This window comes from Aerosakkonema sp. BLCC-F183, from assembly GCF_041929145.1.
GTDB lineage: Bacteria > Cyanobacteriota > Cyanobacteriia > Cyanobacteriales > Aerosakkonemataceae > Aerosakkonema.
Genome location: NZ_JBHFNU010000079.1, coordinates 42,022 through 66,658, shown reverse-complemented (window position 1 = coordinate 66,658; position 24,637 = coordinate 42,022). Strand labels below are relative to the sequence as shown.

Annotated in this window: 25 protein-coding genes and 1 other RNA gene; 14 read left to right on the top strand and 12 right to left on the bottom strand. The window is 45.2% G+C overall.

Annotation, left to right across the window (positions count from 1 at the left end):
- Nucleotides 1-37: 37 nt before the first annotated feature.
- Nucleotides 38-1,477 carry a carotenoid oxygenase family protein gene (locus ACE1CD_RS23655; protein ID WP_374826431.1) on the top strand — a complete coding sequence of 480 codons (1,440 nt, stop codon included), beginning with the start codon at nt 38-40 and terminating at the stop codon, nt 1,475-1,477.
- A 73-nt stretch (nt 1,478-1,550) separates the two neighbouring features.
- On the opposite strand, the gene patX is transcribed toward ACE1CD_RS23655, so the two are convergent.
- From patX to gloA, 6 genes are all read right to left on the bottom strand, one after another.
- The gene (gene patX, locus ACE1CD_RS23650) at nt 1,551-2,330 is read right to left on the bottom strand and encodes a heterocyst-inhibiting protein PatX (RefSeq protein ID WP_374826430.1); all 780 of its coding nucleotides are present in this window, start codon (nt 2,328-2,330) and stop codon (nt 1,551-1,553) included.
- Between the two features lie 781 nt (nt 2,331-3,111).
- Nucleotides 3,112-3,558 carry a preQ(1) synthase gene (gene queF / locus ACE1CD_RS23645; RefSeq protein WP_374826429.1) on the bottom strand — a complete coding sequence of 149 codons (447 nt, stop codon included), beginning with the start codon at nt 3,556-3,558 and terminating at the stop codon, nt 3,112-3,114.
- Between the two features lie 9 nt (nt 3,559-3,567).
- The gene (locus ACE1CD_RS23640; RefSeq protein WP_374826428.1) at nt 3,568-4,002 is read right to left on the bottom strand and encodes a hypothetical protein; all 435 of its coding nucleotides are present in this window, start codon (nt 4,000-4,002) and stop codon (nt 3,568-3,570) included.
- A gap of 185 nt (nt 4,003-4,187) precedes the next feature.
- Entirely contained in the window at nt 4,188-4,562 is a 375-nt protein-coding gene (locus tag ACE1CD_RS23635) for a phasin family protein (RefSeq protein WP_374793746.1), read from the bottom strand.
- 24 nt (nt 4,563-4,586) lie between these two features.
- Nucleotides 4,587-4,683, bottom strand: an RNA gene (ffs, locus tag ACE1CD_RS23630) — signal recognition particle sRNA small type.
- Nucleotides 4,684-4,708: 25 nt separating this feature from the next.
- On the bottom strand, nt 4,709-5,146 hold the full coding sequence (gene gloA, locus ACE1CD_RS23625) for a lactoylglutathione lyase (protein WP_374793745.1): 438 nt from the start codon (nt 5,144-5,146) through the stop codon (nt 4,709-4,711).
- A gap of 254 nt (nt 5,147-5,400) precedes the next feature.
- Here gloA and eno point away from each other — a divergent pair, with 254 nt between their 5' ends.
- On the top strand, nt 5,401-6,690 hold the full coding sequence (gene eno, locus ACE1CD_RS23620) for a phosphopyruvate hydratase (RefSeq protein WP_374793762.1): 1,290 nt from the start codon (nt 5,401-5,403) through the stop codon (nt 6,688-6,690).
- A gap of 203 nt (nt 6,691-6,893) precedes the next feature.
- Here eno and argC read toward each other — a convergent pair whose 3' ends face one another.
- Entirely contained in the window at nt 6,894-7,952 is a 1,059-nt protein-coding gene (gene argC / locus ACE1CD_RS23615; RefSeq protein WP_374793743.1) for an N-acetyl-gamma-glutamyl-phosphate reductase, read from the bottom strand.
- A 602-nt stretch (nt 7,953-8,554) separates the two neighbouring features.
- Between argC and ribBA the strand changes: the two genes are divergently transcribed.
- Both ribBA and ACE1CD_RS23605 read left to right on the top strand, forming a co-directional pair.
- Nucleotides 8,555-10,249 carry a bifunctional 3,4-dihydroxy-2-butanone-4-phosphate synthase/GTP cyclohydrolase II gene (ribBA, locus tag ACE1CD_RS23610; protein ID WP_374793741.1) on the top strand — a complete coding sequence of 565 codons (1,695 nt, stop codon included), beginning with the start codon at nt 8,555-8,557 and terminating at the stop codon, nt 10,247-10,249.
- A 691-nt stretch (nt 10,250-10,940) separates the two neighbouring features.
- Nucleotides 10,941-12,392, top strand: a complete 1,452-nt coding sequence (locus ACE1CD_RS23605; protein ID WP_374826427.1) for a tetratricopeptide repeat protein — start codon at nt 10,941-10,943, stop codon at nt 12,390-12,392.
- Nucleotides 12,393-12,773: 381 nt separating this feature from the next.
- Here the strand turns inward: ACE1CD_RS23605 and miaB are convergent, their stop codons facing one another.
- The 4 genes from miaB to ACE1CD_RS23585 form a co-directional block, all read right to left on the bottom strand.
- Complete coding sequence (miaB, locus tag ACE1CD_RS23600; protein WP_374826426.1) at nt 12,774-14,138, bottom strand: tRNA (N6-isopentenyl adenosine(37)-C2)-methylthiotransferase MiaB; 1,365 nt, start codon at nt 14,136-14,138, stop codon at nt 12,774-12,776.
- A gap of 418 nt (nt 14,139-14,556) precedes the next feature.
- Nucleotides 14,557-14,925 carry a cyclic nucleotide-binding domain-containing protein gene (locus ACE1CD_RS23595; RefSeq protein ID WP_374826425.1) on the bottom strand — a complete coding sequence of 123 codons (369 nt, stop codon included), beginning with the start codon at nt 14,923-14,925 and terminating at the stop codon, nt 14,557-14,559.
- A 231-nt stretch (nt 14,926-15,156) separates the two neighbouring features.
- Nucleotides 15,157-16,566: a cytochrome c biogenesis protein gene (locus tag ACE1CD_RS23590; RefSeq protein ID WP_374826424.1), complete on the bottom strand. Its 1,410-nt coding sequence runs from the start codon at nt 16,564-16,566 to the stop codon at nt 15,157-15,159.
- Between the two features lie 4 nt (nt 16,567-16,570).
- A complete protein-coding gene (locus tag ACE1CD_RS23585; RefSeq protein WP_374793729.1) occupies nt 16,571-17,311 on the bottom strand; it encodes a cytochrome c biogenesis protein CcdA in 741 nt (246 codons plus the stop codon).
- Nucleotides 17,312-17,636: 325 nt separating this feature from the next.
- Here ACE1CD_RS23585 and ACE1CD_RS23580 point away from each other — a divergent pair, with 325 nt between their 5' ends.
- A complete protein-coding gene (locus ACE1CD_RS23580; protein WP_374793728.1) occupies nt 17,637-17,891 on the top strand; it encodes a hypothetical protein in 255 nt (84 codons plus the stop codon).
- Entirely contained in the window at nt 17,885-18,241 is a 357-nt protein-coding gene (locus tag ACE1CD_RS23575; protein WP_374793726.1) for a type II toxin-antitoxin system PemK/MazF family toxin, read from the top strand. The genes ACE1CD_RS23580 and ACE1CD_RS23575 overlap by 7 nt, the downstream gene beginning before the upstream one ends.
- A gap of 36 nt (nt 18,242-18,277) precedes the next feature.
- On the opposite strand, the gene ACE1CD_RS23570 is transcribed toward ACE1CD_RS23575, so the two are convergent.
- On the bottom strand, nt 18,278-18,439 hold the full coding sequence (locus tag ACE1CD_RS23570; protein ID WP_374793724.1) for a hypothetical protein: 162 nt from the start codon (nt 18,437-18,439) through the stop codon (nt 18,278-18,280).
- A 124-nt stretch (nt 18,440-18,563) separates the two neighbouring features.
- On the opposite strand from ACE1CD_RS23570, the gene ACE1CD_RS23565 reads away from it, so the two are divergent.
- The 8 genes from ACE1CD_RS23565 (at nt 18,564) to ACE1CD_RS23530 (ending at nt 24,584) form a co-directional block, all read left to right on the top strand.
- On the top strand, nt 18,564-19,037 hold the full coding sequence (locus ACE1CD_RS23565) for a VOC family protein (protein ID WP_374826422.1): 474 nt from the start codon (nt 18,564-18,566) through the stop codon (nt 19,035-19,037).
- Between the two features lie 83 nt (nt 19,038-19,120).
- Nucleotides 19,121-19,321, top strand: coding sequence for a hypothetical protein (locus tag ACE1CD_RS23560; protein ID WP_374826421.1), 201 nt, complete (start codon nt 19,121-19,123; stop codon nt 19,319-19,321).
- Nucleotides 19,322-19,691: 370 nt separating this feature from the next.
- Nucleotides 19,692-20,129, top strand: coding sequence for a hypothetical protein (locus ACE1CD_RS23555; protein ID WP_374793719.1), 438 nt, complete (start codon nt 19,692-19,694; stop codon nt 20,127-20,129).
- A gap of 125 nt (nt 20,130-20,254) precedes the next feature.
- Entirely contained in the window at nt 20,255-20,608 is a 354-nt protein-coding gene (locus ACE1CD_RS23550; RefSeq protein WP_374793717.1) for a hypothetical protein, read from the top strand.
- Nucleotides 20,609-20,644: 36 nt separating this feature from the next.
- A complete protein-coding gene (locus ACE1CD_RS23545) occupies nt 20,645-21,031 on the top strand; it encodes a hypothetical protein (RefSeq protein WP_374793715.1) in 387 nt (128 codons plus the stop codon).
- A gap of 156 nt (nt 21,032-21,187) precedes the next feature.
- Nucleotides 21,188-21,844, top strand: a complete 657-nt coding sequence (locus tag ACE1CD_RS23540) for a hypothetical protein (RefSeq protein WP_374826420.1) — start codon at nt 21,188-21,190, stop codon at nt 21,842-21,844.
- A gap of 470 nt (nt 21,845-22,314) precedes the next feature.
- Nucleotides 22,315-24,162, top strand: coding sequence for an AAA-like domain-containing protein (locus ACE1CD_RS23535; protein WP_374826419.1), 1,848 nt, complete (start codon nt 22,315-22,317; stop codon nt 24,160-24,162).
- On the top strand, nt 24,159-24,584 hold the full coding sequence (locus tag ACE1CD_RS23530; RefSeq protein WP_374826418.1) for a hypothetical protein: 426 nt from the start codon (nt 24,159-24,161) through the stop codon (nt 24,582-24,584). The genes ACE1CD_RS23535 and ACE1CD_RS23530 overlap by 4 nt, the downstream gene beginning before the upstream one ends.
- Nucleotides 24,585-24,637 lie beyond the last annotated feature (53 nt).

Here is a 24,637-nt window from a genome sequence, read left to right as displayed (position 1 = left end):
TTTTTAATTTATTTGCCGCCAATTACCAATCTGCAATATGAAAACTTCTGAGTTACGATCGACGCAAAAAGCTTGGGCAAAAGCTTTCTCCCAACCGGCGAAAGAATTTCCCCTCACTTCCCTGTCACTTCTTTTCGGCAAAATACCAGCAAGTTTGCGCGGCACTCTTTATCGTAATGGCCCAGCACGGTTGGCACGAGGAAGCGATCGCGTGGGACACTGGTTTGATGGCGATGGTGCTATCCTCGCCGTCAACTTCAGCGATGGTAAGGCTACAGGCGTCTATCGCTACGTGCAAACAGATGGATATCTAGCGGAATCTCAAGCGGATAGATATCTCTACGGAAACTATGGTATGACCGCACCTGGGCCAATCTGGAATCAATGGTTCAGATCGGTGAAAAATAGCGCTAATACCTCCGTATTAGCCTTAAGCGATAAGCTGTTAGCACTTTGGGAAGGCGGAAAACCGCACGCTTTAGACTTGCAAACTTTGCAAACTAGGGGATGGGACGATTTATCCGGACTGAGTGGTGAGTTGTCTTATTCTGCACATCCCAAACAGGACGCGCAAACGGGGGAAATTTTTAACTTTGGCATCACTCCCGGAGTTAATTCCAAACTGAATATATATAAAAGCGATCGCACAGGCAAGATTGTGCAAAAGCAGTCAATCACTGTGGATGGAATTCCCCTAGTGCATGATTTTGTCATGGCTGGCCAATATCTTGTTTTCTTCATTCCGCCAGTACGGGTGAATTTACTTCCAGCTGCAATTGGTTTGTACAGCTTCAGCGACGCAATGGAATGGAAACCCAAGCTGGGAACCCAAATTTTAATTTTCGATCGCGAAACCCTATCTTTAGTTAGTCGTGGGGAAACGGAACCTTGGTATCAGTGGCATTTTGCTAACGGTTACGTAGATGCTAACAATTTAGCTGTGATAGATTTTGTCCGTTATCGAGACTTTCAAACCAACCAACGTTTGAAGGAAGTAGCCAGCGGAGAAATGCAAACTCCCGCCAAATCAACTTTGTGGCAAGTGCATCTCGACCCCAAAACGGCTAAAGTCCAAACATCGGAGGAATTGTTAGATCGAGATTGCGAATTCCCAGTTGTACCGCCATCGCACATCGGCAAAGCTTCGCGCTTTACTTATCTGTCCTTGCAACGGCAAGATGTTGATACTGCTAAAGAAATGTATGGTGCGATCGCACGTTTCGACAATCAAAGCAGCACTCTGACAGCAGCCGAACTAGGCGAAAATCGCTATCCTATGGAACCCATTTATGCTCCCGATGCCATCAATACCGAGCGAGGTTGGGTACTGACAGTTGTGTTTGATGGCAACACAAACAGCAGCGAAGTTTGGATATTTGATAGCGAAAGACTCGATGATAAACCTGTGTGCAAACTGGGATTACCCAGCATTGTTCCTATGGGATTTCACGGTACTTGGAAACCAGAAATACTTTAAAAGCTTAGGAATTAAAAATCGTAAGTTGTAGAGAATCGTGACGAGATTTTTAATTCTTTACTTTCTCCAAAATTTAAGCATCATTTAGATTGGGCTCCATCATGAACCGTCCGCTGCCAAGAATTTTCCGGTTAGGCGGATTCTTAACCGTAGCAACTAAATCTTGTGACGAATTGAAATTCGGATTGAAAATTGTGCTTAAGCGTCCATTGCGGGTTTTCCGATTGGGTGGATTCTTAACCCCAGCGACTAAATCTTCATTCAGATCGAAATTATTATTGAAATGTGTGGTGAAACGACCGCTACCGCGACTGTCATCATCATCTGGGTTTTTCCCATCTGCAACAAAAGCTTGACCTAAATCAAAACTGCTATTGAGATGCGTGGTGAAACGTCCGCTACCGCGACTGTCGTCATCATCTGGGTTTTTCTCATCTGCTACTAAAGTTTGACCTAAATCAAAACTGCTATTGAGATAGGTGCTGAAACGACCGCTACCGCGACTGTCATCATCATCTGGGTTTTTCCCTTCAGCAACAAAAGCTTGACCTAAATCAAAACTGCTATTGAGATACGTACTGAAACGACCGCTACCGCGACTGTCATCATCATCTGGATTTTTTCCATCTGTTACTAAAGCTTCAGTTATAGAAAAATTATGATTGGGATGTGCGATCAGCCGTCCGCTACCGCGACTGTCATCATCATCTGGGTTTTTCCCATCAGCAACAAAAGCTTGAACTGAGTCACATTTTTGTTGATTTTCAGAAAGGCGTTTTTCAAAAATTTTGCTGTTAGCTGCAACCCCAGAAACTAACAAACCAGATAGGATAAGAGAGGTGTAGACGCGCATTGTAGATGTCCTTGGTTACTGTTCTACTGCGTTATCCGTACCTCTCGATAAACCATCCGGATAAAATTCAAAAAAATTTCAGCAATTGACAAATTGCTGAATTGGACAGAACAAATACAAATGAGTAGATATTTATCACCCGAAAAGGTGATGTCAAACGAAATATCGGGTTGTTAAATCCTTTAATTTTTGGGCTAAACATTGTGGAGACGTTTTATGAAACGTCTCTAGAGTCGGTCAATATAAAAGTGATAAAAGCGATGGTTGCAGACGATTACCTATAAGTAGGTGGATACAATAAAACTTAGAGTGGGCATTGCCCACCATTATCTCTGTTGAAGGGTTATACTAAATCCGGATTACCTACCCCCGTTATCTTCTTTCTCTTCTCTCTGCGCCCTCTGCGCCTCTGTGGTTCGTTATAAAGGGGCTAATAAACCCGGATTTGGTTTACAGCCATTTTGGTGGGCAATGCCCACCCTATAATAAATTATCTTTAGTTTATTTACGCTCGCTTAGTTATTACTAATCAAATTGTCAACAGGTGATTATCACCCGAATGGGGGATGTAAAATAACAAAAATTATGACCTTTAGCATTGATGCTGAAAAAAGTTTGTTAATGTTACAGATTTTGTGGTACTTTCGGATTCGGCGAGGCAAACAAAATTATTTGTTTTGACACTCGACCTTATTAGCCGTGCCTAACGCACCCTAAAGTTAGATAATATTGTACTCGCTACATTTATGGGAGAGCAGTCTATCGCTTCTACTGCATTGCACTAGATTTTAGCATCTGATTTGTGATGATGCGCCTCTATCACTGTATGAACATTACCGCGAGGAGAAAAATCTCCTTTGACAGTTACTTCTAAGGGGTCGCAAGCAGCAACGAAGTCATCTAAAATTTGATTAACCGATTCTTCGTGGGAAATGTAGCGATCGCGATAACTATTAATATATAGCTTCAGCGCCTTCAACTCCACCACCTTTTCATCTGGAACATAGTTAATATGGATTGTCGCAAAATCTGGATAGCCAGAAAACGGACACTTACAAGTAAACTCTGGCAAACTAACGTTGACATTGTAGCGTCGCCCCACACGCGGATTTGGAAAAGTAATCAACTTTCCTTCTGCGATGTGGCGTTCGCCATACTTTATCTGTGAATTTTGCTCTATAACTACAGATTCCGACGAAATAACTGGGTCAGTTGAAGAGTTAGTCATAATCCATACCTAAAAAATAAATGGTGGGTTGTAATCGTTATCGCTATTTTCGCCTGCTTCCCAATCAGGACAATTCTCGCCTGACCAACCATAAGGGTGCATTCCACAAACAAGCAAATTTCCACCATAAAATTGACCGTGGAAATTACGACAACCAACACAGGCAGGATATTGCGCTATCAAAGGATCTTCTGCATCGGTTACTGTCCATTCCTCATCAAATAATGTGTCTTCAAGCTGAGGAGTAACGCCCAGCATTGGATCTACTATTTCACTAAAAAACCGTTCGATATCTTCAGATATAGTGCTGTGCAACTGATGAGCGAATTCTTCAGAAAATTCTGCAAACGTTTCTAGCGTTTCAGTCATTTCCAGTAAGAATTGCTCCACTTCATCAGCTACTGTTTCTAGTATTTCAACCAAATTTTTTTGCCATTCTTCCATAGTGTTTATGCTGGGCTGGCTCTCAAAATAAATAGAGAAATTAGCGAGAGAAGCCTTTTAATTTCAACATGATATACAAAATTATCAGTGATTGTTGAGTGGCAACCTACGCCAGAAGACTGAATCAAAAAAGTCGGCCATAGACTGCGATCGCCAGTGCTGACAATCAATCTTTTGTGATGATACTAATCTTGCTTCAGACGGCGCAGTTCGTCTTGTAATGACATCACTTGTTGCCGTAAAACATCGACATTCTTACCCTCGCCTCCAGAGGCATCGTCATCTTCCACGACAATTTCAATCCTACGCGGTTCAGAGGGTTTGCTGCCAGTGGATGATGAGTCGATCGGTTGCTGTTGCTGGGCTCGGTTTACCATCTCGTCTACTAAGCGTCGGGCGTCCTCTGTAGTCATTTCACCCTTCGCCACCATTTCATCTGCCAGCTTTTGGGCTTGCTCTCTCAGTTCAGCCAGTGTCATACCCGCTCTTTCCCCTGCGGTGGCAACTACACCAACTCCCAGGTAAAAGGCTTTTTTGACAAGATCTCCTAAACCAGCCATAGCCAAAAAACGCTCTTAAAAAACGGGGACCCGGATACCACGCCTGCTACAAGCATCCCGTATTGCTGCTACCTTCCGGTCCTGACAAGGTTTGGGCGTTGTGGCCGCATGGGTCCAGGTCTGTTCTTAGGATAGCATTATTCTTTTTACTTTGTAAGCAGTTCCTGTTTAGATTTTTGCTTTTCGCCGGCAGAGCCTTGAGTACCCAGTTGAATCAGTTCGATCTTGTAATCATCGGGGTCTTGAACAAAAGCAATTACGGTAGTACCGTGTTTCATCGGCCCGGGTTCCCGCACTACTTTACCGCCACGAGCCTTAATTTCTGCACAGGTAGCATAAATATCATCGACGCCAATGGCAATATGACCGTAAGCATCGCCCAAATCGTACTTGTCAGTACCCCAGTTGTAAGTTAATTCCAGGACGGTGTGGTCAGACTCATCGCCGTATCCCACAAAAGCCAGAGTAAACTTGCCATCTGGATAATCTTTTTGGCGCAGCAACTTCATACCCAGGACTTCAGTGTAGAACTTGAGGGATTCTTCCAGGTTGCCGACGCGCAGCATTGTGTGTAGCAGTCGCATGACCAATTCCAAATGCTTTCACTGTTTTCTATTGTAAGGGTTGGCTGGGAGCATCCGAGTCTATCGCCAGTTGCACACCTTTACGCCTTTGTTAACAAAAACACAAACCAAATCCGCAGACATTTTTAATCTGGATGTGAAAAGTCTGTTGAGCATCTATGCTTAACAATCGGGCTTGCAGGAGTGCATCTTTATCCGAAAGCACTGCCGCCCGTCGCAAGCCAATTCTCATCAGCGCTATCACAAGGTTGATTATGACCGACACACTAGATACTGCGATCGAATTTATTCAGGCGCGAGAAATCCTCGACTCTCGCGGGCGTCCTACCGTTGAAGCCGAAGTGCATCTGATTAACGGCGTCATGGGGCTAGCCCAAGTTCCCAGCGGTGCTTCTACCGGCACTTTTGAAGCTCACGAACTGCGGGACGGCGATAAAAGCCGTTACGGAGGCAAAGGAGTTCTCATCGCCGTGGAAAATGTCAAAGAGAAAATTGCCCCGGAACTGATCGATCTCGATGCAGTTAACCAGGAACTGATCGATCGCACTATGATCGATCTAGATGGTTCCGCAAATAAATCGAATCTGGGCGCAAATGCGATTTTGGCAGTTTCTCTGGCAGCAGCGAAAGCCAGTGCAGCTGCACTGACTCTGCCTCTCTATCGCTACTTGGGTGGCCCTTTGGCGAACCTATTACCTGTGCCCTTGATGAACGTAATCAATGGTGGTGCCCACGCTGACAACAATGTGGATTTTCAAGAATTCATGATTGTACCTGTAGGCGCACCGACTTTCCGGGAAGCCTTACGCTGGGGTGCAGAAGTGTTTTCTTCCCTGAGCAAAGTGTTGCACGACAAAGGCTTGCTGACCGGAGTTGGCGATGAAGGTGGATTTGCACCGAACTTAGAATCGAATCAGGCGGCTTTGGATTTGTTGGTAGCTGCTATTGAGAAGGCTGGCTATAAACCCGGAGAAGAAGTTGCTTTGGCGCTAGATGTAGCAGCCAGCGAATTCTACAAAGAGGGTCAGTACGTTTATGATGGTGCAGCTCACTCGCCCGCTGAGTTCATCGATTATTTAGGTAAGCTGGTTGGGCAGTATCCCATTGTTTCTATTGAAGATGGACTGCACGAAGAAGACTGGCAAAACTGGACTTTGCTAACCGAGAAGTTAGGTTCTAGCGTCCAGCTAGTCGGTGATGACTTGTTTGTCACCAACCCCACACGGTTGCGAAAAGGCATCGAAACCAATGCCGGTAATGCCATTTTGATTAAGCTCAATCAAATTGGTTCTTTAACGGAAACTTTAGAAACGATCGACATGGCAACTCGCAACAGTTATCGATCGATCATCAGCCACCGTTCTGGCGAAACAGAAGATACCACCATCGCAGATTTAGCTGTAGCTACTCGCGCCGGTCAAATTAAAACCGGTTCTCTGTGTCGCAGCGAACGTGTGGCTAAATACAACCGACTGCTGCGAATTGAGGAAGAATTGGGTGACCAAGCCCTTTACGCAGGCGCTGTCGGTTTAGGGCCAAAGTAGGGCTAGGGCTAGGGGCTAGGGGTTAGGGGTTAGGGGTTAGGGGTTAGGGGTTAGGGGTTAGGGGTTAGGGGTTAGGGGTTAGGGGTTAGGGAAGAGCGAGAGGGAAAATATTAATTCTTCCGTTCCTCAAGCTCCCCTGCTCCCCTGCCCCCCTGCCCCCCTGCCCCCCTGCTCTTCCCTAACCCCTAATCCCTATCCCCTAATTAGGGATAGAAACTCATTTGGGGTAATCCCAAGGTTTCTTCCCAACCGCTCATCAGGTTCATACACTGAACAGCTTGACCGGCCTGACCTTTCATTAAATTATCTATTGCCGACATGACGATGACGCGATCGGTGCGGGGGTCAACTTCGACGCCTATGTAGCAGAGATTTGTACCGCAAGCCCACTTAGTTTGCGGATATACACCACCTGCCAATACTTTCACCCAAGGAGCGTTGCGATAGAAGGCATTGAAGATTGTAATTAAGTCTTCTCGCACTAATCCCGGGTCTCTAAGGGTGGCGTAAACGGTGGCCAATATTCCCCGCACCATTGGAATTAGGTGAGGAGTAAATTGCACCGTAACTTCATGTCCGGCTAAGTCGCTACAGATTTGCTCGATTTCTGGGGTGTGCCTGTGGCGGGCGACGCCATAAGCTCCCAAGGAGTTATCTGCTTCTGCCAGCAGCAGATGAGTTTTGGCTTGTCTCCCACCACCAGAAGTGCCCGATTTAGCATCGATGATGGCAGTTTCTGGCAGAATTAACCCTTGTTTGAGCAGGGGAGAGAGGGCTAGCAAGCTAGCGGTGGGATAGCAACCGGGACATCCCACTAGCTGGGCAGAAGCGATGCGATCGCGATACAGTTCCGGTAAACCGTAAACTGCTGATGCTGCGACTGCTTTGTCGTTGCGATCGCCTCCGTACCATGCTGTATAAGTGTCTATGTCAGCAAATCGATAGTCTGCTGAGAGATCCAAAACTTTGCAACCCTTCTCCAACAGACTTGGTGCCATCTTATAGGCCAAACCATTGGGAAGAGAGAGAAACACAAATTGACAGCGAGCTGCTATTTTTTCTAAATCTATCGGCTCGATCGTCAGGTCAACTTGATGACCCAGGTGCGGGTACAGATCGGAAAAAGGTTTCCCTGCACTACTTTCACCGCCTAAATATACCAGTTCGACTCCCGGATGTTCCTTTAGGAGCCTTACCAGTTGGACACCGCCGTAACCTGACGCGCCAACAATCCCAACGGGCACGCGCCCCATATCACCCATGATGCTTGACCTTTGTACTTTTTTGGTTTAGAAGAAAACGTTTGAACTTTTGTTGCATTGTAGTAGTTAAGTAGCTGCTACACAAAACTTGGCTAAACTTATTTAAGTCTTACCATTCAACTAGAAATACATAATTTCTAGAGGGTCTGCTTCCTGCTTTCTTCAAGGGAGTAGGCTTCCTACTTGTCCAGAGCGTCAAGAAAGTGTGTAGCCCACCCTATGCGTGCTTTAAACAACTATTCTTGAAGCTTTTAGTCATTTTTCATCCTTTATTTTCAACCTATTTAACGAATCGTGGTCTCCCGTTCGACCTTTTTACAGGCTGGTCAGTTTTGAATCGACTGTGGTTTCCAAACCAGATAATTTTGACGCTTGGTTTTCGGCATGGCGGCCAACATATCATAAAACTAGCACGGTGTCAAGGTGATTGCCGCGATCGACTATGAGTATTAGCAATTAAGTTTCGATTTTCGATGTTGGGTTTCATCCAGGTGGGATCGTCAAACCGGCCAGAAACCACCGCTCCAGTCAACTCGGTATCAACTGGAGTGGGCTACAATCAAAGATGAAAAGCTTTAAGAAAAGTTTACGATCGCTAACCTGTGGAATCGCCCCAAAACGCCTCTACTCAATCTTTTCAATTTGACTCAATAGAAGCCGCTCTGGCAGAGATTAAGGCCGGTCGAGCGGTAGTAGTTGTAGATGACGAAAGTCGCGAAAACGAGGGAGACTTGATTTGCGCGGCTCAGTTCGCTACGCCCGACTTGATTAACTTTATGGCAGTGTATGCGCGGGGACTGATTTGTCTGGCGCTAACGGGCGATCGTCTCGACGAACTCGACCTGCCTTTAATGGTAAGCAACAACACCGATAGCAACCAGACAGCGTTCACTGTCAGCATCGATGCTGCTACCCATCTGGGCGTTACTACTGGCATCTCCGCCGAGGATCGGGCCCGCACGATCCAGGTAGCCATTAACCCATCTACCAAACCTAACGACTTGCGGCGTCCGGGCCACATCTTCCCGATCCGCGCTAGAGTTGGGGGCGTACTGAAACGGGCCGGTCATACGGAAGCCGGTGTCGATTTGGCGAGAATGGCGGGATTGTATCCTGCGGGAGTGATCTGCGAAATTCAAAACCCTGATGGATCGATGGCGCGGTTGCCGGAGTTAATTGAGTATGCGAAAACTCACCATCTTAAAATTATCAGCATTGCAGATTTAATTAGTTATCGCCTCCAGCACGAACGATTTGTCTGCCGCGAAACTATAGCCCAATTACCAAGTCAATTCGGTCAGTTCCAAATTTACGCTTATCGCAACAGTTTGGACAATTCGGAACACGTCGCGATTGTCAAAGGAGACCCATCTGAGTTCCCAGACCAAACAGTGATGGTGCGGATGCACTCGGAATGCCTTACCGGTGATGCTTTGGGTTCTCTGCGTTGCGACTGTCGGATGCAGTTGCAAGCAGCGCTGAAGATGATCGAAAGTGCGGGTAGAGGGGTGGTGGTCTATTTGCGCCAGGAAGGTCGGGGAATTGGTTTAATTAATAAGTTGAAGGCATACTCCTTGCAGGATTTGGGTCTCGATACAGTAGAGGCAAACGAGCGATTGGGTTTCCCCGCCGACCTGCGAAATTATGGGGTAGGGGCGCAAATTCTCAACGATTTGAATGTCAAAAAAATTCGCTTGATTACGAATAATCCTCGCAAAATTGCGGGTTTGAAGGGTTACGGTTTGGAAGTGGTCGATCGCGTGCCGTTGTTGATCGAGGCGACGCCTTACAATTCCAGTTATCTCGCCACCAAAGCGGAAAAACTCGGTCATATGCTGTTGCAGACTTATCTGGTAACGGTGGCGATCGAGTGGAAAGATGAAGCTGCTTCTGTACAAGAACGGTACGATCGGCTGGAGAAATTGCGCTATTTAGCGGCAACGTCTCATTTGCTTTTGCAGGAGGAAGCGCGACCTGTGGCGATCGCTCTCTTCGGCAAGCCTTCCCTTACCGTTCACTTGGGCTTCGATCAACCCAATTTAGCAGCACCGGGATGGTTCGAGCAATCTAACCATCCTTATGTCCAAGCGATCGCGCAGATTCTTGACAAATTAGCCGCTTTACCCTACGTCCAACGTTTGGAATTCCTGATTTCTCCGGGTTGCGACCCCCTGACTGGTTTGCAGATACAGCTCGATCGGCAAACATTCTCTTTGCAGCAGTTGCCTTCTTCTGTCTGTAGCCATCTAGAAACCCAAAAAATTTATAGCTTTGCCGCCCAGGATGCTTCTGAATAGGCAAAAAGAAAAAGTTAAAAGTTAAAAGGCAAAAGTTATCTTTTCTTTTGCCTTTTTTGTTTTAATCTGGATGCCATTTAGGTAGTAACACTTAGTTCTTCTTGCCCTTTTGCCCTTGTGTCCTTTTCCCATCTCCCTCTTCAAAATTGCTGTCTTAAAGGAAGTAGTATAATTCCTCCTCAAGGCTGTTAAAAATTTTACATTTGTATAGAGCCACCCTCCTGCACCTGTCTGTGTCTGTATATTTAAAATATAAAGCTTAAGTGAAACTAACTAGATTATATATAAAGATTTTGTAAAGAATGATCTGTCAACCGTTAATTTTGGGGTAAATAACGGTATATTTACGGATTAGACAGACAGGGTAAACCAGAGCGATTAGACAATTATCCTCAAATATTTGCCTCAAATGGACAGGCAAAAAATGGCATATTGACTATACATAAGCCGGGAGAGAAATCTACTCTAGTTTGAGTTTCGCAAATCGGAACTGACCCCAGGTAGGGCTAGAAACCGGATTTATGCAGATAGTTAACTGTTTAAAAGGACGATTTTTTTCATAAACCTGGTTTCTAACCTGGTTTCTATGCCCATTCATACAAATTTGTAAAGCTATTGGTGGGATTTTTAGCAATCCCACCAATAGTCAAAAGATCGGACATCAATTATTGCGGAATCGGAATTGCAAACTATGAGTATTAAAAATTGCTTGAACGAAGGTATAGACAAGGCTCAGCAAGGGGACTACCAGGGTGCCATTGCAACATTTAATGAGGTTTTGCGGCTTGAGCCGAACAATGTCAAAGCGTACTACAATCGGGGGCTTGTCCGGTATGACTTGGGGGACGATGGAGGGGCGATAGAGGACTTCGATCGAGTTTTAGGTATCAATCCTAACTGCGTGGCAGCTTATAACAACCGAGGTAACGCCCACCGTAATTTAGGAGCATATCACATAGCCCTAAAGGACTTTAATCGAGCCTTAGAACTGAATCCTAACTGTGCCATTATTTACATCAGCCGAGGTCTAGTACATTTGGATTTAGCATATAAGGAAGCTGCGATTGAAGATTTTAATCAAGCCTTAAAGTTAAATCCTGATTTTGTTAAAGCTTATATCAGCCGGGGTGTAGCTCGCTTTTATATGAGGGATTTTGCTGGAGCGATCGCAGATTACGATCGCGCTTTGCGGATCGACCCCAATTTAGCCGAAGCTTATAATAATCGCGGTATGGCTCGGTTTGAAGTGGGTGATTCTAAAGGAGCGATCGAAGATTTTAACCGCGCTCTCAACATCGAGCCTAATTTAGTTGAAGCTTACAATAATCGAGGTTTAGCTCGCGTTGAATTAGGTGACTCAACAGGAGCTATTGAAGATTTTAAGCGAGCCTTGGGAATGGATTCTACTATGGCAGAACTTTACTATAATCGAGCTTTTGCTCGCTACTCGTTGGGAGATAAGAAAGGAGCGGTTGAGGATTATAATCAAACACTTGGTATCAATCCTAACGATGCCGAAGCGTACAATAATCGAGGTAATGCTCGCGCTCTGATGGGAGATAGTCGAGGAGCGATTGAAAACTATACTCAGGCTATAACTATTAATCCCAATAAAGCTAATGCTTACTATAATCGGGGTCTAGCCTATTATTCTATTGGCGACCATCACAGAGCGATCGCAGATTTCGATCGCGCTCTTGAGCTTAACCCCAATTATGCCGCAGCTTACAATAACCGGGGGCTTGCTCTTCGCGATCGAGGCGACATTCAGCAAGCTTTAGAAGATTTTAACCAAGCTTTGCGATTAAATCCAAACTTATCTGAAGCTTATGTCAGTCGAGGTTTGGTACGCTCGGATTTAGGGGATAAACAGGGAGCGATCGCAGATTTTAGCAGAGCGTTGCAACTCAATCCCAAGGATGCTAGAGCGTACAATAGCCGAGGATTTGCTCGCTATAGAGTAGGAGAAAATAGGCAGGCGATCGAAGATTTTAACCAAGCTCTTTTACTAAATCCCAATCTCAGTGCAGCTTACCTGAATCGGGGTCTAGCGCGTTTTCATCTGGGCGATCGATTTGGCGGAATTGAAGATATTAACCGCGCACTTCATCTCGATACAAATAGTATACCAGTCGCGAAATAATATCATGTTCGCTAGAGCGCCAGTCCAGTAAAAGAGGTTGACAAAAGAAATAAGATGTATATTTGTATAGAAACCTTGGCAGGGCGAAGCAAGAGGACATAAAAATTGTTGCTTCTGGCGATCGATTGTCGCCCTCTTGCTTCGCCCCTACACAATACATATTTCATTGTTTTTGTCAATTTATTCTAGTGGACTGGCGCTCTAGTATCAGTTGCGTCAAAAAATTTGCGATCTTATCTGCGTTTATCTGCGTTCATCTGCCTACATCTGCGGTTAAATTTTAACTAGCGATTTCCACAGACAATCCAATCAATTTTCAGTCAGTTTGTAGGTTGGGTTGAGAGCGATCGAAACCCAACCTAGAAGCATTACCGAACATTTTCACACAGTTACGGGATGCCTTATCTCAACGATTTCGCCAGATAAACTGAAAGGACGAACCTCAGAGATTTTAACTTGTACCAGTTGACCTTTGAGCTTAGCGATATCGCCGCTGAAAAATGTCAGGCGATTTCCGCGAGTTCTCCCCATTACTTGAGTTGGATCTTTGGGGTTTCGGTCTTCTACCAAAACTTCTTCAATGCGATCGAAATAACGTTGCGATCGCTCAGCCGCTTTAATTCCAACTAAGTGATTGAGGCGCTGCAATCGGTCTACTTTCACCTCTTCGCTGAGTTGATTTTCCCACAAAGCTGCTGGTGTACCCGGACGGGGAGAATAAGCGGCTGTGTTCAATTGGTCAAAACCAATATCTGCCACTAATTTGAGCGTATTCTCAAATTGTGCTTCTGTTTCTCCCGGAAAACCGACGATCGCATCGGCGCTAATCGACGCATCCGGCATATAATCGCGAATTGTATCGATAATGCGACGATATTTTTCGTGGGTGTAACCTCTTCCCATCGCCTTCAGCAATTCGTTATCGCCAGATTGGAAGGGAATGTGGAAATGTTCGCACACTTTTGGCAATTTGGCGCAAGCTTCGATCAGGCGTTCTGTGAAATAACGAGGATGGGAAGTCGCAAAACGAATGCGATCTATACCCGGTACATCGCTGACATAGTAAAGCAAATCTGTCAAGGTGTGTTGGTGACGACCTTCTGGCGTTACTCCCGGTAAATCTCGACCGTAGGCGTCGATATTTTGACCGAGTAAAGTTACTTCCTTATAACCCTGACGCCCCAATTCTGCCATTTCGGCGCGAATTGCCTCTGGCGTGCGAGATTGTTCCACACCGCGCACGTTAGGAACGACACAATAGGTGCAGCGTTCGTTGCAGCCATAAATTACGTTCACCCAAGCTGTGACGGTGCTATCCCGTCGCGGTTTGGTGATATCTTCCATAATATGAACGGGTTCTGTAGCTACGACGCGATCGCCTGCCAATACCTGTTCGAGCAAATCTTTGAGGCGATTGGCGTGTTGTGGGCCCATCACTAAGTCTATCTCTGGCACTCGTCGCAGCAGCGCTTCCCCTTCCTGTTGGGCGACACAACCTGCCAATATCAGAGTCAGGTTGGGTTGTTCCTGCTTGCGCTTTGCCTGTCTTCCCAAGTGAGAATAAACCTTATGTTCGGCGTTGTCCCGAATCGTGCAGGTATTGTAGAGAATTACGTTGGCATCGTTGGGATCTTCCGACCACTCAAAACCCATATCCTCCAGGATACCAGCCATGCGTTCGGAGTCGGCTTTGTTCATCTGGCAGCCGAAGGTAGTGATGTGATAGCGGCGAGGGGAGGTGGTCATGGTCAGTTACGGTCAAAAATTGGCAATACGTTGATAACCTTTATAAATTATAGATTTTGCCAATCTGTTTTGGTGGTTTTTCCGGTCATCGAATTTTGGATGAGTGGATGAGTGGATTTTAGATTGCTTCCGCAAAGATCGGACTGAACTTGCAATTCGGAACAACTTTTTTGATGATTCTGCTTGAAATAGGTGGCTTGAAATGTCTTTTTTCGGTCTGTTTTGATTTTGAACAGGCAATATGCTTGCAGTTATATCATTTTTTTATGTTGAATATAACCTTTTTATTAATTTCAGTAACTAGCTATCTACATATAAAGCTCGGTTTATCTCACATAATTTACGCTGCTTATCTCGATCGGTTGTAGAGATGTTTCATGAAACGTCTCTACAGTCTTTTAGGTCAACAATTAGGCTATCATAAGCTATGCTCTAGGCGAGTTAGACGCTCAGAGTAAGTTTTCATCACTTCCAGCGCAAACATGGGTGTTTCCTGAACGGCGAAAAGAAATCGTTTTTTGTCAATAAAAGCCAATTTGCAGCCTATTTTGGCAATGGCTGTATAGGTTCTGTTTCCTATGCCGACGAGTGCGCCAACACCAAAAACTTCGCCTGTTTTGATTGTCTCTACAACTTTACCGTTGACTAAAATGTCAACTTCCCCTTCCAGGATGCCGTACATTACATCACCTGACTGACCTTCCTCGAAGATGACTTGGCCTGTTGAAAATATTTTCGGGTCTGATTGTTTTTGAAAGATGACGATCGTTTTTGCGGGTTCTAACATTGTCTTGTGAGTTTAGGACTCGTTGTGCCAAGAATCATATCAAGTCCGGTTGCATTGTAGCGTAAAAAATTTGCGCTCATCGCATCTGTGTTCATCTATGTTCATCTGTGTTCATCTGTGTTCATCTGTGGTTAAATTTTAACCCTCGATTCGTGCAGACAATCCTCAACATCTTTTCTTGCACTAGCAATGCTACCGGACACGATATCAGTTTATCAAACCCGGAGAAATTTAACTTTCACTGGCTAAAGAGGTAGGTGCGATCGCAACTTTTTCGCTCATCTCTGGCTTTTGCAGTTCCTCTAAAATCTCGATAATCTCCCGTTCAAAAGCAACTTGAGCGCGATTTGTTCTACCTCCTACATAGAGGCGATCGTCTTTTTGCAGCGCCCAAATTTGGGAGTGAGAAACATAGCTCATCATCACACTTAGCATCAGCAAGCCAAAACCAGTATAAACTATGGGAATTCCCGGATCGGCTTTGATTTGCAAACCGGTACTGCCCACAACTTCCACAATTTTAAGCCTGACGCCGTTGATTACTGTAGTCATTCCCTCGCGAACGGTGCTTTGCAGTTGGCCTTTGGTATCGTAAATTAGTAAAGTGCCCAGCAAATCGCGTGCTAAAAGGGAAACGCCTTCACTTAAATCTGGTTTAGTGGGAATCCAAGTACCCCAGATTCTACCTTGGCCACCAGTATCGAGTTGCGCCATCGGTAACTGTAGAATAGGGCTGTTATTTAGCTGGAATCGAATAGCTGCGATCGACCAATCTGTCTGATAAAATGTCACGCCTCGGTAACGCAGGGGTTTATTCACGTAAATTTTCTCACGATCTACTTCTTTCCCCTCTTTATCCAAAACAGATAAATCCGAATAAAACTGGTCAATTTCTCCTTCTGGCGTATAGTCAATCCAGAAGCGATTTACTTTAACCGACCAATCTTTGAGAATTTGCGGATTTGCTAATGGCCCAGCATCGACGATATTTTTTACCTGAAAACTTCCTCCGCTGGGAACCAATTCTTGTGCCATAAATCCGGTCATTGCTCCCCAAATCGAACCAGCTAGAATGATTAACATACTGGCGTGGACGACGATCGGGCCAATTCTTCCTACTATGCCTTTACGCGCATATAAAGAATTTCCTTCTTGAAAAATCCGATAGCGGCGCTTTTGCAATGCCGGTAATAAAGAATTGAGCGAACCTGTTTCAAATTCCGCACTCAAAGCTAATTTTTCAAATTGGCCAGTTCGATCGAAAAATTTCCAATTGCGGGCAGCTTTTAATGCCGGAAACTGGCGGGTAAAGGTGCAGGCGGTTAAGCTGGTGCCAAACAAAATTAGCAGCGATAAAAACCACCAAGTCCTATATACGCTATCCAATCCCAAAATGATGATAACTTTCCAGGTGAGGAAGCCAAATAAAGCTGGATGTTCGGGATAGTTGGATTGATAATAGGGGATGGATTGACCTTGTTCGATTACTGTGCCGCTGATGCTAAAGACTGCGATCGCTAACAGCAGTAATATTGCCAATCGCAAATCTGCCAGTAGGGGCAGTAATTCTTGTCGAAAAAAATTTTTAACTGATGCAACAACTTTAGCCAAATTTGATGAAGAAAAATCTTTTAAACTCATTCGCTTAAAAATTACCCAAAGGAATCCGAGACAGCAAGGAAAATACGCCAAATCCGACTAACAATGTACCGCTAACTGGGTTGATCCAACTAGACCAGCGACGCAATTCCAACAACTTTTTGATAGACCCGGTAAAGGTACCTGCCAAAATTAACGGTGCGACGTATCCCGCTGTGTAGAATAGCAGAAAAAGGCCACCTAAAACCGCGTTTTGCGTTTGTGTAACCCAAGCGAGCAATGTAGCCAGGACGGGTGTGCTGCAAGGGGAAGCAACTAAACCAAAAGTTAAACCCAACAAATAGGAACGCACGCCATCTGGTAAATTTTGGGAAATCCATTCTGTACCGCCAAAGGAGGGAAATTGCAAAGGCAGGGCTTCTAGTAAGTTTAGCCCCATGATGATGGCGATGATGCTGACGATAATGGGCAACCCAATGCCTATTTGTCCGTAAACTTTTCCTACTAAAGCGGCAGCAATTCCCAATCCAGCGAGTGTAGTTGCCAATCCCAAGGAGAACCAAGTAGACTGTGCGATCGCTTGTAGGCGACTTTTGGCTTCGTACCCGCCGATGTAGCCGATCGTAATCGGTAACATGGAAAGCATACAGGGTGTCAGGCTGGTCAGTAAGCCCGCAGCAAAGATGACGCCGACACTCAACCAGGTGAGTTGGGTTAGCTGAGTTTTTACGAGGCTATCGGCAAGTTGTTGGAGTTGGTAGAGATAGGTTTGCAGTGTTTCGATCATAGACTGGTTCGCTCGTGAAATGCTCGATCTGCTTGCATTTTAGCCTATTGGAGGTAGCGAGGTGAGCGATCGTCTGTAGCTAGGGGTGAGGGCGTCGGGGTAAGAGGTAGAGGGAAAGGAGGAATTAAGAACCCCCTCACTGAGGATAACGGTTGCTATGTCTCTAGGATTCAAGAAACCCGGTTTTTTAGAAAAACCGGGTTTCTTACTGAAAACAGCACCAAATTGCATCAATTTGCTGGGCTACTGGGGTGGAGAACAGGCTGTGTATTACCGATATTTATACTATAAGTTATACTTTTAGTAATAAAAAAAATATCACTATATGTCAAACGTCAAAACCGCCATCTCGCTGCCAGAATCTTTGTTTGAAGAAGCGGAGGCGATAGCAGAGGAACTCAAAGTTTCGCGCAGTCGCCTCATAGCACTCGCGCTAGAAGAATTTATCTGTCGTCATCAAAACCGACAATTGTTGGCAAAAATTAACGCCGCCTATGACGATTCTCCCGATGAGGAAGAAGAAGCCCTCCTTCGCAGTATGACCCGCTATCATCGGCGGATGGTTGAAGGCGAATGGTAATCAATCAAGGTGACATCTTTTCGATCGATCTCGACGCACCTTCCGGTTCCGAACCAGGTTATTATCGCCCCTATGTTGTGATTCAGAACAATACGTTCAATCGCAGCCGCATCAACACGGTTGTCGTTTGCACAATTACCTCAAATCTCAGACGGGCAAATGCACCTGGGAATGTGCTACTGGAGGCAGGGGAAGCAAACCTTCCAGATCGAAGTGTTGTTAACGTCTCTCAGATTTTAACTGTGAGCAAAAATCAGTTAGGTGAAAAGATTGGCACAGTTTCGCCCGCACGAGTACGCCAGATTACTGATGGAGTGAGGCTGGTAATCGAACCTCGCGATATTGAATAAAGGCAAACAGAAACAGGCCGATTGAATCTAGATGAGTTAGACATCTTCGCTCAGAGCAGTTCTTAGCAAAGTCCAAATTGTCGAGACAATTGCTGAAATTAATACGAAAAACATCAGTAAGGCTAAAGCTGAAAAAGGTGAGACAATCGCCATCACTAATAAAGCTAATAGTAAGATCGTCCAAACTGGCTTTTTCATCTTCTCTTTTCTGTATAACTATCTCTACTCTTTCAGGCTACAAAATCTAGCAGAGACAGAACTCTAACTCTGGCAGCATTTGAGCTAAACTGGTGGCAGTTATCTGAGTCGATCGCTTCCTGCCATGCTGTCTAGCCCCCAATCCCAAAAGCCAGCGCTTGTTCCAGGAAGTCTGCGTCGCGTTCATCATATCGCCTTGAACGTCAAAGATATGCAGGCTTCTCGTCATTTCTATGGAAATATCTTGGGATTGCACGAACTCACAGGGGATGAAGTTCCCAAAACGCTAGTTGATTTGGTAGCTGCTGGGAAAGTTGCCAACTTCGTGACTCCAGATGGTACAGTGATCGATTTATTTTGGGAACCGGAACTCTCGCCGCCAGATGCAGACCCCTCTCGTGCTTTTACTCGCGCCAATCATTTAGCCTTTGATATCGCTCCACAATTATTCGATACAGCCGTTGAGGTGCTGAAACAGCATCAAGTGCAAATAGATAGTGGCCCAGTAACTCGTCCTACGGGAAGAGGAATTTATTTTTACGACCCGGATGGTTTGATTATCGAAATTCGCTGCGACCCGTTGCCAGGTGGGGCTTAGTCCCAGAGCGATCGATCGTGTTGATTGCATTTGCCCCTCTCCTTGCAAGATCGCCAGTCCAGTAGAATGAATTGACAAAAATAATGAAATATGTATTGTGTAGGGGCTCTCGCATTTGGGCGACAATCGATCGCGATCGGCAACAATTTTTTATCCAAATGCAACGCCGGAGCCGAGGTTTATATAAGCATACACACCTTAATTCTTCCGTCAACCTCTTTTACTGGACTGGCGCTTTAGGAGAGGGGCTTAATATTTTCTCCCTTCGCTTGCCAGAGGAATAGGCCGATTTACTCCCTTCGCGCCGTAAGATTATCGATCGCAAGTTATAGCTAGGGCGTCGGGCGTCGGGATTAGGGGAAGAAGTCTTTATAATCAAGGGTTTCAGGAATTCAGAATGCCTTAATCGCCAAGGCGGTTGCTATACCTGTTCTCCTTTTCTCCCCCGCTCCCCCGCTCCCCCACCTCCCTCTGCTGCGAGCGCTTGGGAAGCGGGAAAATTGCAGAACCAGAAAAATTTTGTAAAGTTTTGTAAATAAACTTGACGAGGATATCAGAGGAAAGTCAATATAGTTTCAGAGGCTAACGGAGGCGTCCGGAAGAGCCCAGAGAAACTGAACCAAACGACAATTTGTACTAGAGGAAGAAACTGACATGGCTACTATCAACACAATTAAAACAGACCTAAGCTTTGCAAACTTACTGAAAAAATCTTATTTAGTTGGTATTTTGACTGCTACCACTCTGGGAATAGTTCCCTTATCCGCCGGAGCAAATCCCAATCCTTGCTGCCAAGCTCGCGGTGGCGATAGCGCTGTTGTTCAGACAAGTAACCAACAAGCTACTGTCAAGGGTAGCGGCAACGGTGTTAACCAACATTCCAATCAGTCAGCTATCTCCGGTCGTCCGACAGGCGGCGACCAAGGTATTGTGCAAGACCAATCTCAGGGAGCGAATAATTCTGGATATGGCAACTATATAAATCAAACATCCAATCAAAGCAGTCGCGGCCAAAACCGCCGTCCCATCACACAGCGTCCTGTTTATCGCTCCAATGCCTGCAACAATACTTGCGCCAAAAATGGCATTTAGTAGAGTCTGACCTTGATTTTGTCAGTTTTCTGGTAGTGGAGGGAGAAAGCAAAAACTTCAAGCGTTCCTAAGCCAAAGCGATTTCTTCCTCCTCGCAGAGGCTGCTACTCACAAAAAGTAAGATTATGAACACAACTTGCATATTTGGTATTGTGGCTGTTGCCGCAGTTGGGATATTTCCCCTCACTGCTCAAGCGCAATCTTACAGCAGTAGAAACGGTGATAGTGCTGTCTCTCAACAAAGTTCGCAAAACGCTAATGTGGCGGGTAACAGCAACACTGTAAACAAATATATCCAGGTGATTAATATCAATCGCAGTCCCAGCAACAGGGGTCAGAGACCATCGGGCAACCGGGCTGTCGTGCAGAACCAAAACCAGGGAGCCGATGTCAGGGGCGATCGCAACAGAGTTCGTCAAACCGCGCAGCAATCTAATAGTAACAGAGGCGCTAACGGTTATGTCGATATGTCTATTTGAACTATTTCTTATCCCTAGCTTTTCCAAGAGGTAGACATGAAATTTTCTTTACTGGCATTAAGCTTGTTATCTTTTTCTACTGCACTAGCTTTTGAATCTTTTTCCAATAATTCGGCTAGGGCGCAGTGCGTACAATTCGATCAGGGTATTCAAATTTCCGTCAGCGGTTCTGGCCCAGCACAGCGCAGCAACAACGTAGAAATGCAAAGTCAAGGCCGATGTGTTGGAAACACTATTGTAACTACCGGCGAACAAATTCACGTAGGGCCAGGTCGGGCCGTTCAAGAAAGAAATGTCCGCCAAACTATACGCGGTACTAATAATAACGGTATCGCTGGTGGCCGGACAATTCAAATTCGAGTCAACCCCACAATTGATGTAAATAATCCCGCCGATCGCTACAGAAATTTACAGCAGCGATAAAGGAAAAATTTACGCTCGATTTGCTAAAATAACTGGTAGTTAATACACACTCTCTCGCAAAGAGAACTGACGATGCTCAAAGTTTTTTAGAAGTTAAATAATTTAACTTTTTAAATTTTGAGCGTCGTTTTTCTTAATTAATCTAGGAGGAATTACATGAATAGGATGTTTTTGTTCTCTGCAACGGTATGTCTTGTTTTAGTAACCGCATACAATCATGCGGCGGTCGCGCAAATATTTATTCAGTCTAACAACGAAGAAAGCGACATTTTCCATAAAATTATTGAGGATAAGGTTGCCAAGGCAAGCAACTTGAATCATTTGTTGTATATAAATAAAGAATTTTACATTCCCGACACGGATATCGGTGAAGTTTTGCCGACAAATACGACAGAAGCAAATATGTTATTGGCGGCACGGCCTAGATCTAATCAGATTACAACACACACGAGAAAGCCGAGTACTGAAAATAGGAATGTTTCCCAATCACAAGAAGAAACTACCCGCATTAATTTAGATTCGCGCAGTGCGAAACAACCGCATAATTTGTTAATTACCACTGATTCTGGCACTCAACTAAATGCAGAAATTACTGTAAACGGCAGAGTTGTAAAAATCATCAGAGGTCGTGGAGGTAGAATTAATTTATCAAATTGTTTTACCAGAGGCAGACACACCATAGAAATTTATGGTAACTATAAACCTGCAAATAACTCAGTGAAAGTGGAGTTCTCTGGTGCTGAAACAACGGTAGCTCAATCAACCGCAGGTAGCGGCATTTTGAGACAGACTTTAATCGTTGAAGTGGAATAACCAAACAAAGGTAAATGCGATCGCGTAGCATCGCGTTAGGATATTGTTTTTTCCCATCCAACTTCCAAACACCGACAGATGTCTCGCCTGGGCGAACAGACTCGGTGTTTTTTTGCTGGGGCTAGAAACCGGGTTTCTTCGTCGATCGTTCACGGTGAAACCTACCATTTTTCGTACAAACCCGGTTTCTTTGTATGGCAAGTTAGAGGTAGCGATCGCCGAACACAGCCGAACATAAATGAGCCAAGCTGTAATAAGCTATTGTATAAACAGAGGCATTCACCTTGGTTGCCCTACGTGCATCGATCCAAGGAAGAAGTTTTTCCCCGATGGCAGCCTCTGCACCTACCTTAAAACTCTGCTTTGGTGAGTTTATTTAACTCCATAATTTTTGTAAACTATTTCAGAGGTAGCACTTAAAGAGGTTGTAGGAGTCTGAACTGTTGTATCGTTAGAGAGGCGATAAATTAATGTTCTCGCGTCAATTTCTATTACAGATGGCGCACGATCGCGAACTTTCTCCAGAACAGGAGGAAGTCTTCTTGCTGCGATTTGCAGAAGACAAAGAATACGATGAGATCGCCCAGCTCTTGCAAACCTCCGAAGGTGCCTGCCTCAAACGCATGGGTCAGGTTTACAACAAATTCGGGATCGACGGTTTCACCAGAGGCAAAGAAAACCGCCTCCGCATTTACCTGCTCAATCAGGCGCAGCGACTCGGCGAAGAAGCCGCAAGTAACGGGAGAGGAGGAGACCTCGCCAAGCCTCATTCCCAAAAACGCAATATCTTTATCTCTTATCGATCGCAAGAACCAGACCTGCGTTTGGCACAGCAGCTCTCAGAAGCCTTGAAAGCAGCCGGACACCAAGTCTTCATGGCACAGGAGAGTATCCGGCAGGGAGAAAATTGGCCGCAACGCATCGACGCCGAATTAAAACAATGCGATTACTTCGTGCTGTTGCTATGTCCTCAATCTGCCTTCAGCGATATGCTCATCGAGGAACTACAGCACGTCAAAGAATTGCGTGCCGCCCACAACAAACCGGCAATTTTAACTATTCGCGTCGATTTTCCCCTCGATTCCCCCCTCAGCTATGACCTCCGCAGTCACTTACAGGGCATTCCCCAGCGAGAGTGGCGACGCGACAGCGACACACCCGCCATTGTGCAAGAAATCCTGAGCCTACTCACAGGAACTCAGGAGAAACAAATCAATTCCTCATCTTTTATCCTCGATCCTTCCCACTTACCCATCGCTTGGGAAACTCCAGACGGTCGCCCGTTGCCAGTTGCAGGCCCAGAAGTACCGGAAGGTCAGGTAGATTTAGCTTCCTTCTTTTATATAGAGCGACCTCCGATTGAATCTCGCTGTTACGAAATGATTTTGCAACCCGGTGCTTTGATTCGCATCAAAGCACCCAGACAAATGGGCAAAACTTCCTTGATGGCGAGGATTATGAATTATGGAGCGAATCAAGGTTATAAAACGGTAAGTTTGAGCTTTCAGCTAGCAGAGCGATCGGTCTTCAGTAACCTGGAGCAATTTTTAAAGTGGTTCTGCGCTTATGTTGGTTTGGAGTTGCAACTCCCCAATAAATTATCTGACTATTGGGATGATATTTTTGGCAGCAAGGTTAATTGTAAAGCTTACTTTGAAAAATATCTCCTCGCCGAAATAGACAGGCCGCTGGTTTTGGGTCTGGATGAAGTCGATCGCATTTTCCAACACCCAGAAATTGCTGACGACTTTTTTGGATTGCTGCGAACTTGGCACGAAGATTCTAAAAAACGCGATATCTGGAAAAAACTGCGTTTGCTCGTCGTACACTCCACAGAAGTTTACATCCCCCTCGATATCAATCAATCACCTTTCAACGTAGGTTTGCCGATTGAACTGCCAGAATTTTCCAACCAGCAAGTGCTGGAATTGGCACAGCGATACGGACTCAATTGCAACGCCGACCACGTAGAAGAATTGATGAACGCAGTCGGAGGACACCCCTATTTAGTGCGGGTTGCTCTCTATCACATTGCTCGTGGAGATATTTCCCTCGACAAACTTATGCAAACTGCTCCCACAGAAGCGGGGCTTTACAGCGATCACCTGCGACGCCACTTATGGAATTTGCAACAACATCCGGAGTTAGCAGCAGCAATGCTGGAGGTTGTTAGTACAACCAACCCGGTGCGTTTGCAAGCAGAAATTGCTTTTCAGTTACACAGTATGGGATTGGTACATTTGCAAGGCAATGATGTGAAACCCCGTTGCGATTTATATCGTCGTTATTTCCGGGAGCGCTTGGGAAGCAGTGGATGAAGACATTACAAAAACTAGCCCTTATTGCGATATTGTTCGCACCTTTCTGGTTAAAAGATATTGTTAAAGCCTCAGATTTGGTGCTAACTCCAGCAAGTCAAGTACAAATGAAAGTGGAATCTAAACAAGGTCAAAAATCTTGTTCGATTAGCGGACGATTGTTCGGTAGCGGTATAGAAAGGGAGCGGTCTTACTATGTTGTACCTTCCGATCCGGATAACGATTCACCTTCATCGAAGATGGCTCGTGTTGATTCTTCTAACCCTTCTTATCGATTATCTTCTTTACCGACAGGTCGTTATGTTCTGCGCGTTTTTCGCAGCGAATCCGGTTCGCTTTTGCCTGTGAAAACCTTTCCCCGCCAGAGAGAAGTAAATTGTAGCACTAGCGCTGTTAGAAATGTGGATTTTGAAGTCCAGTAAGAAATAACCGACCTTCAAATATAATCCAAAATCTAAAATCTAAAATTGATAGG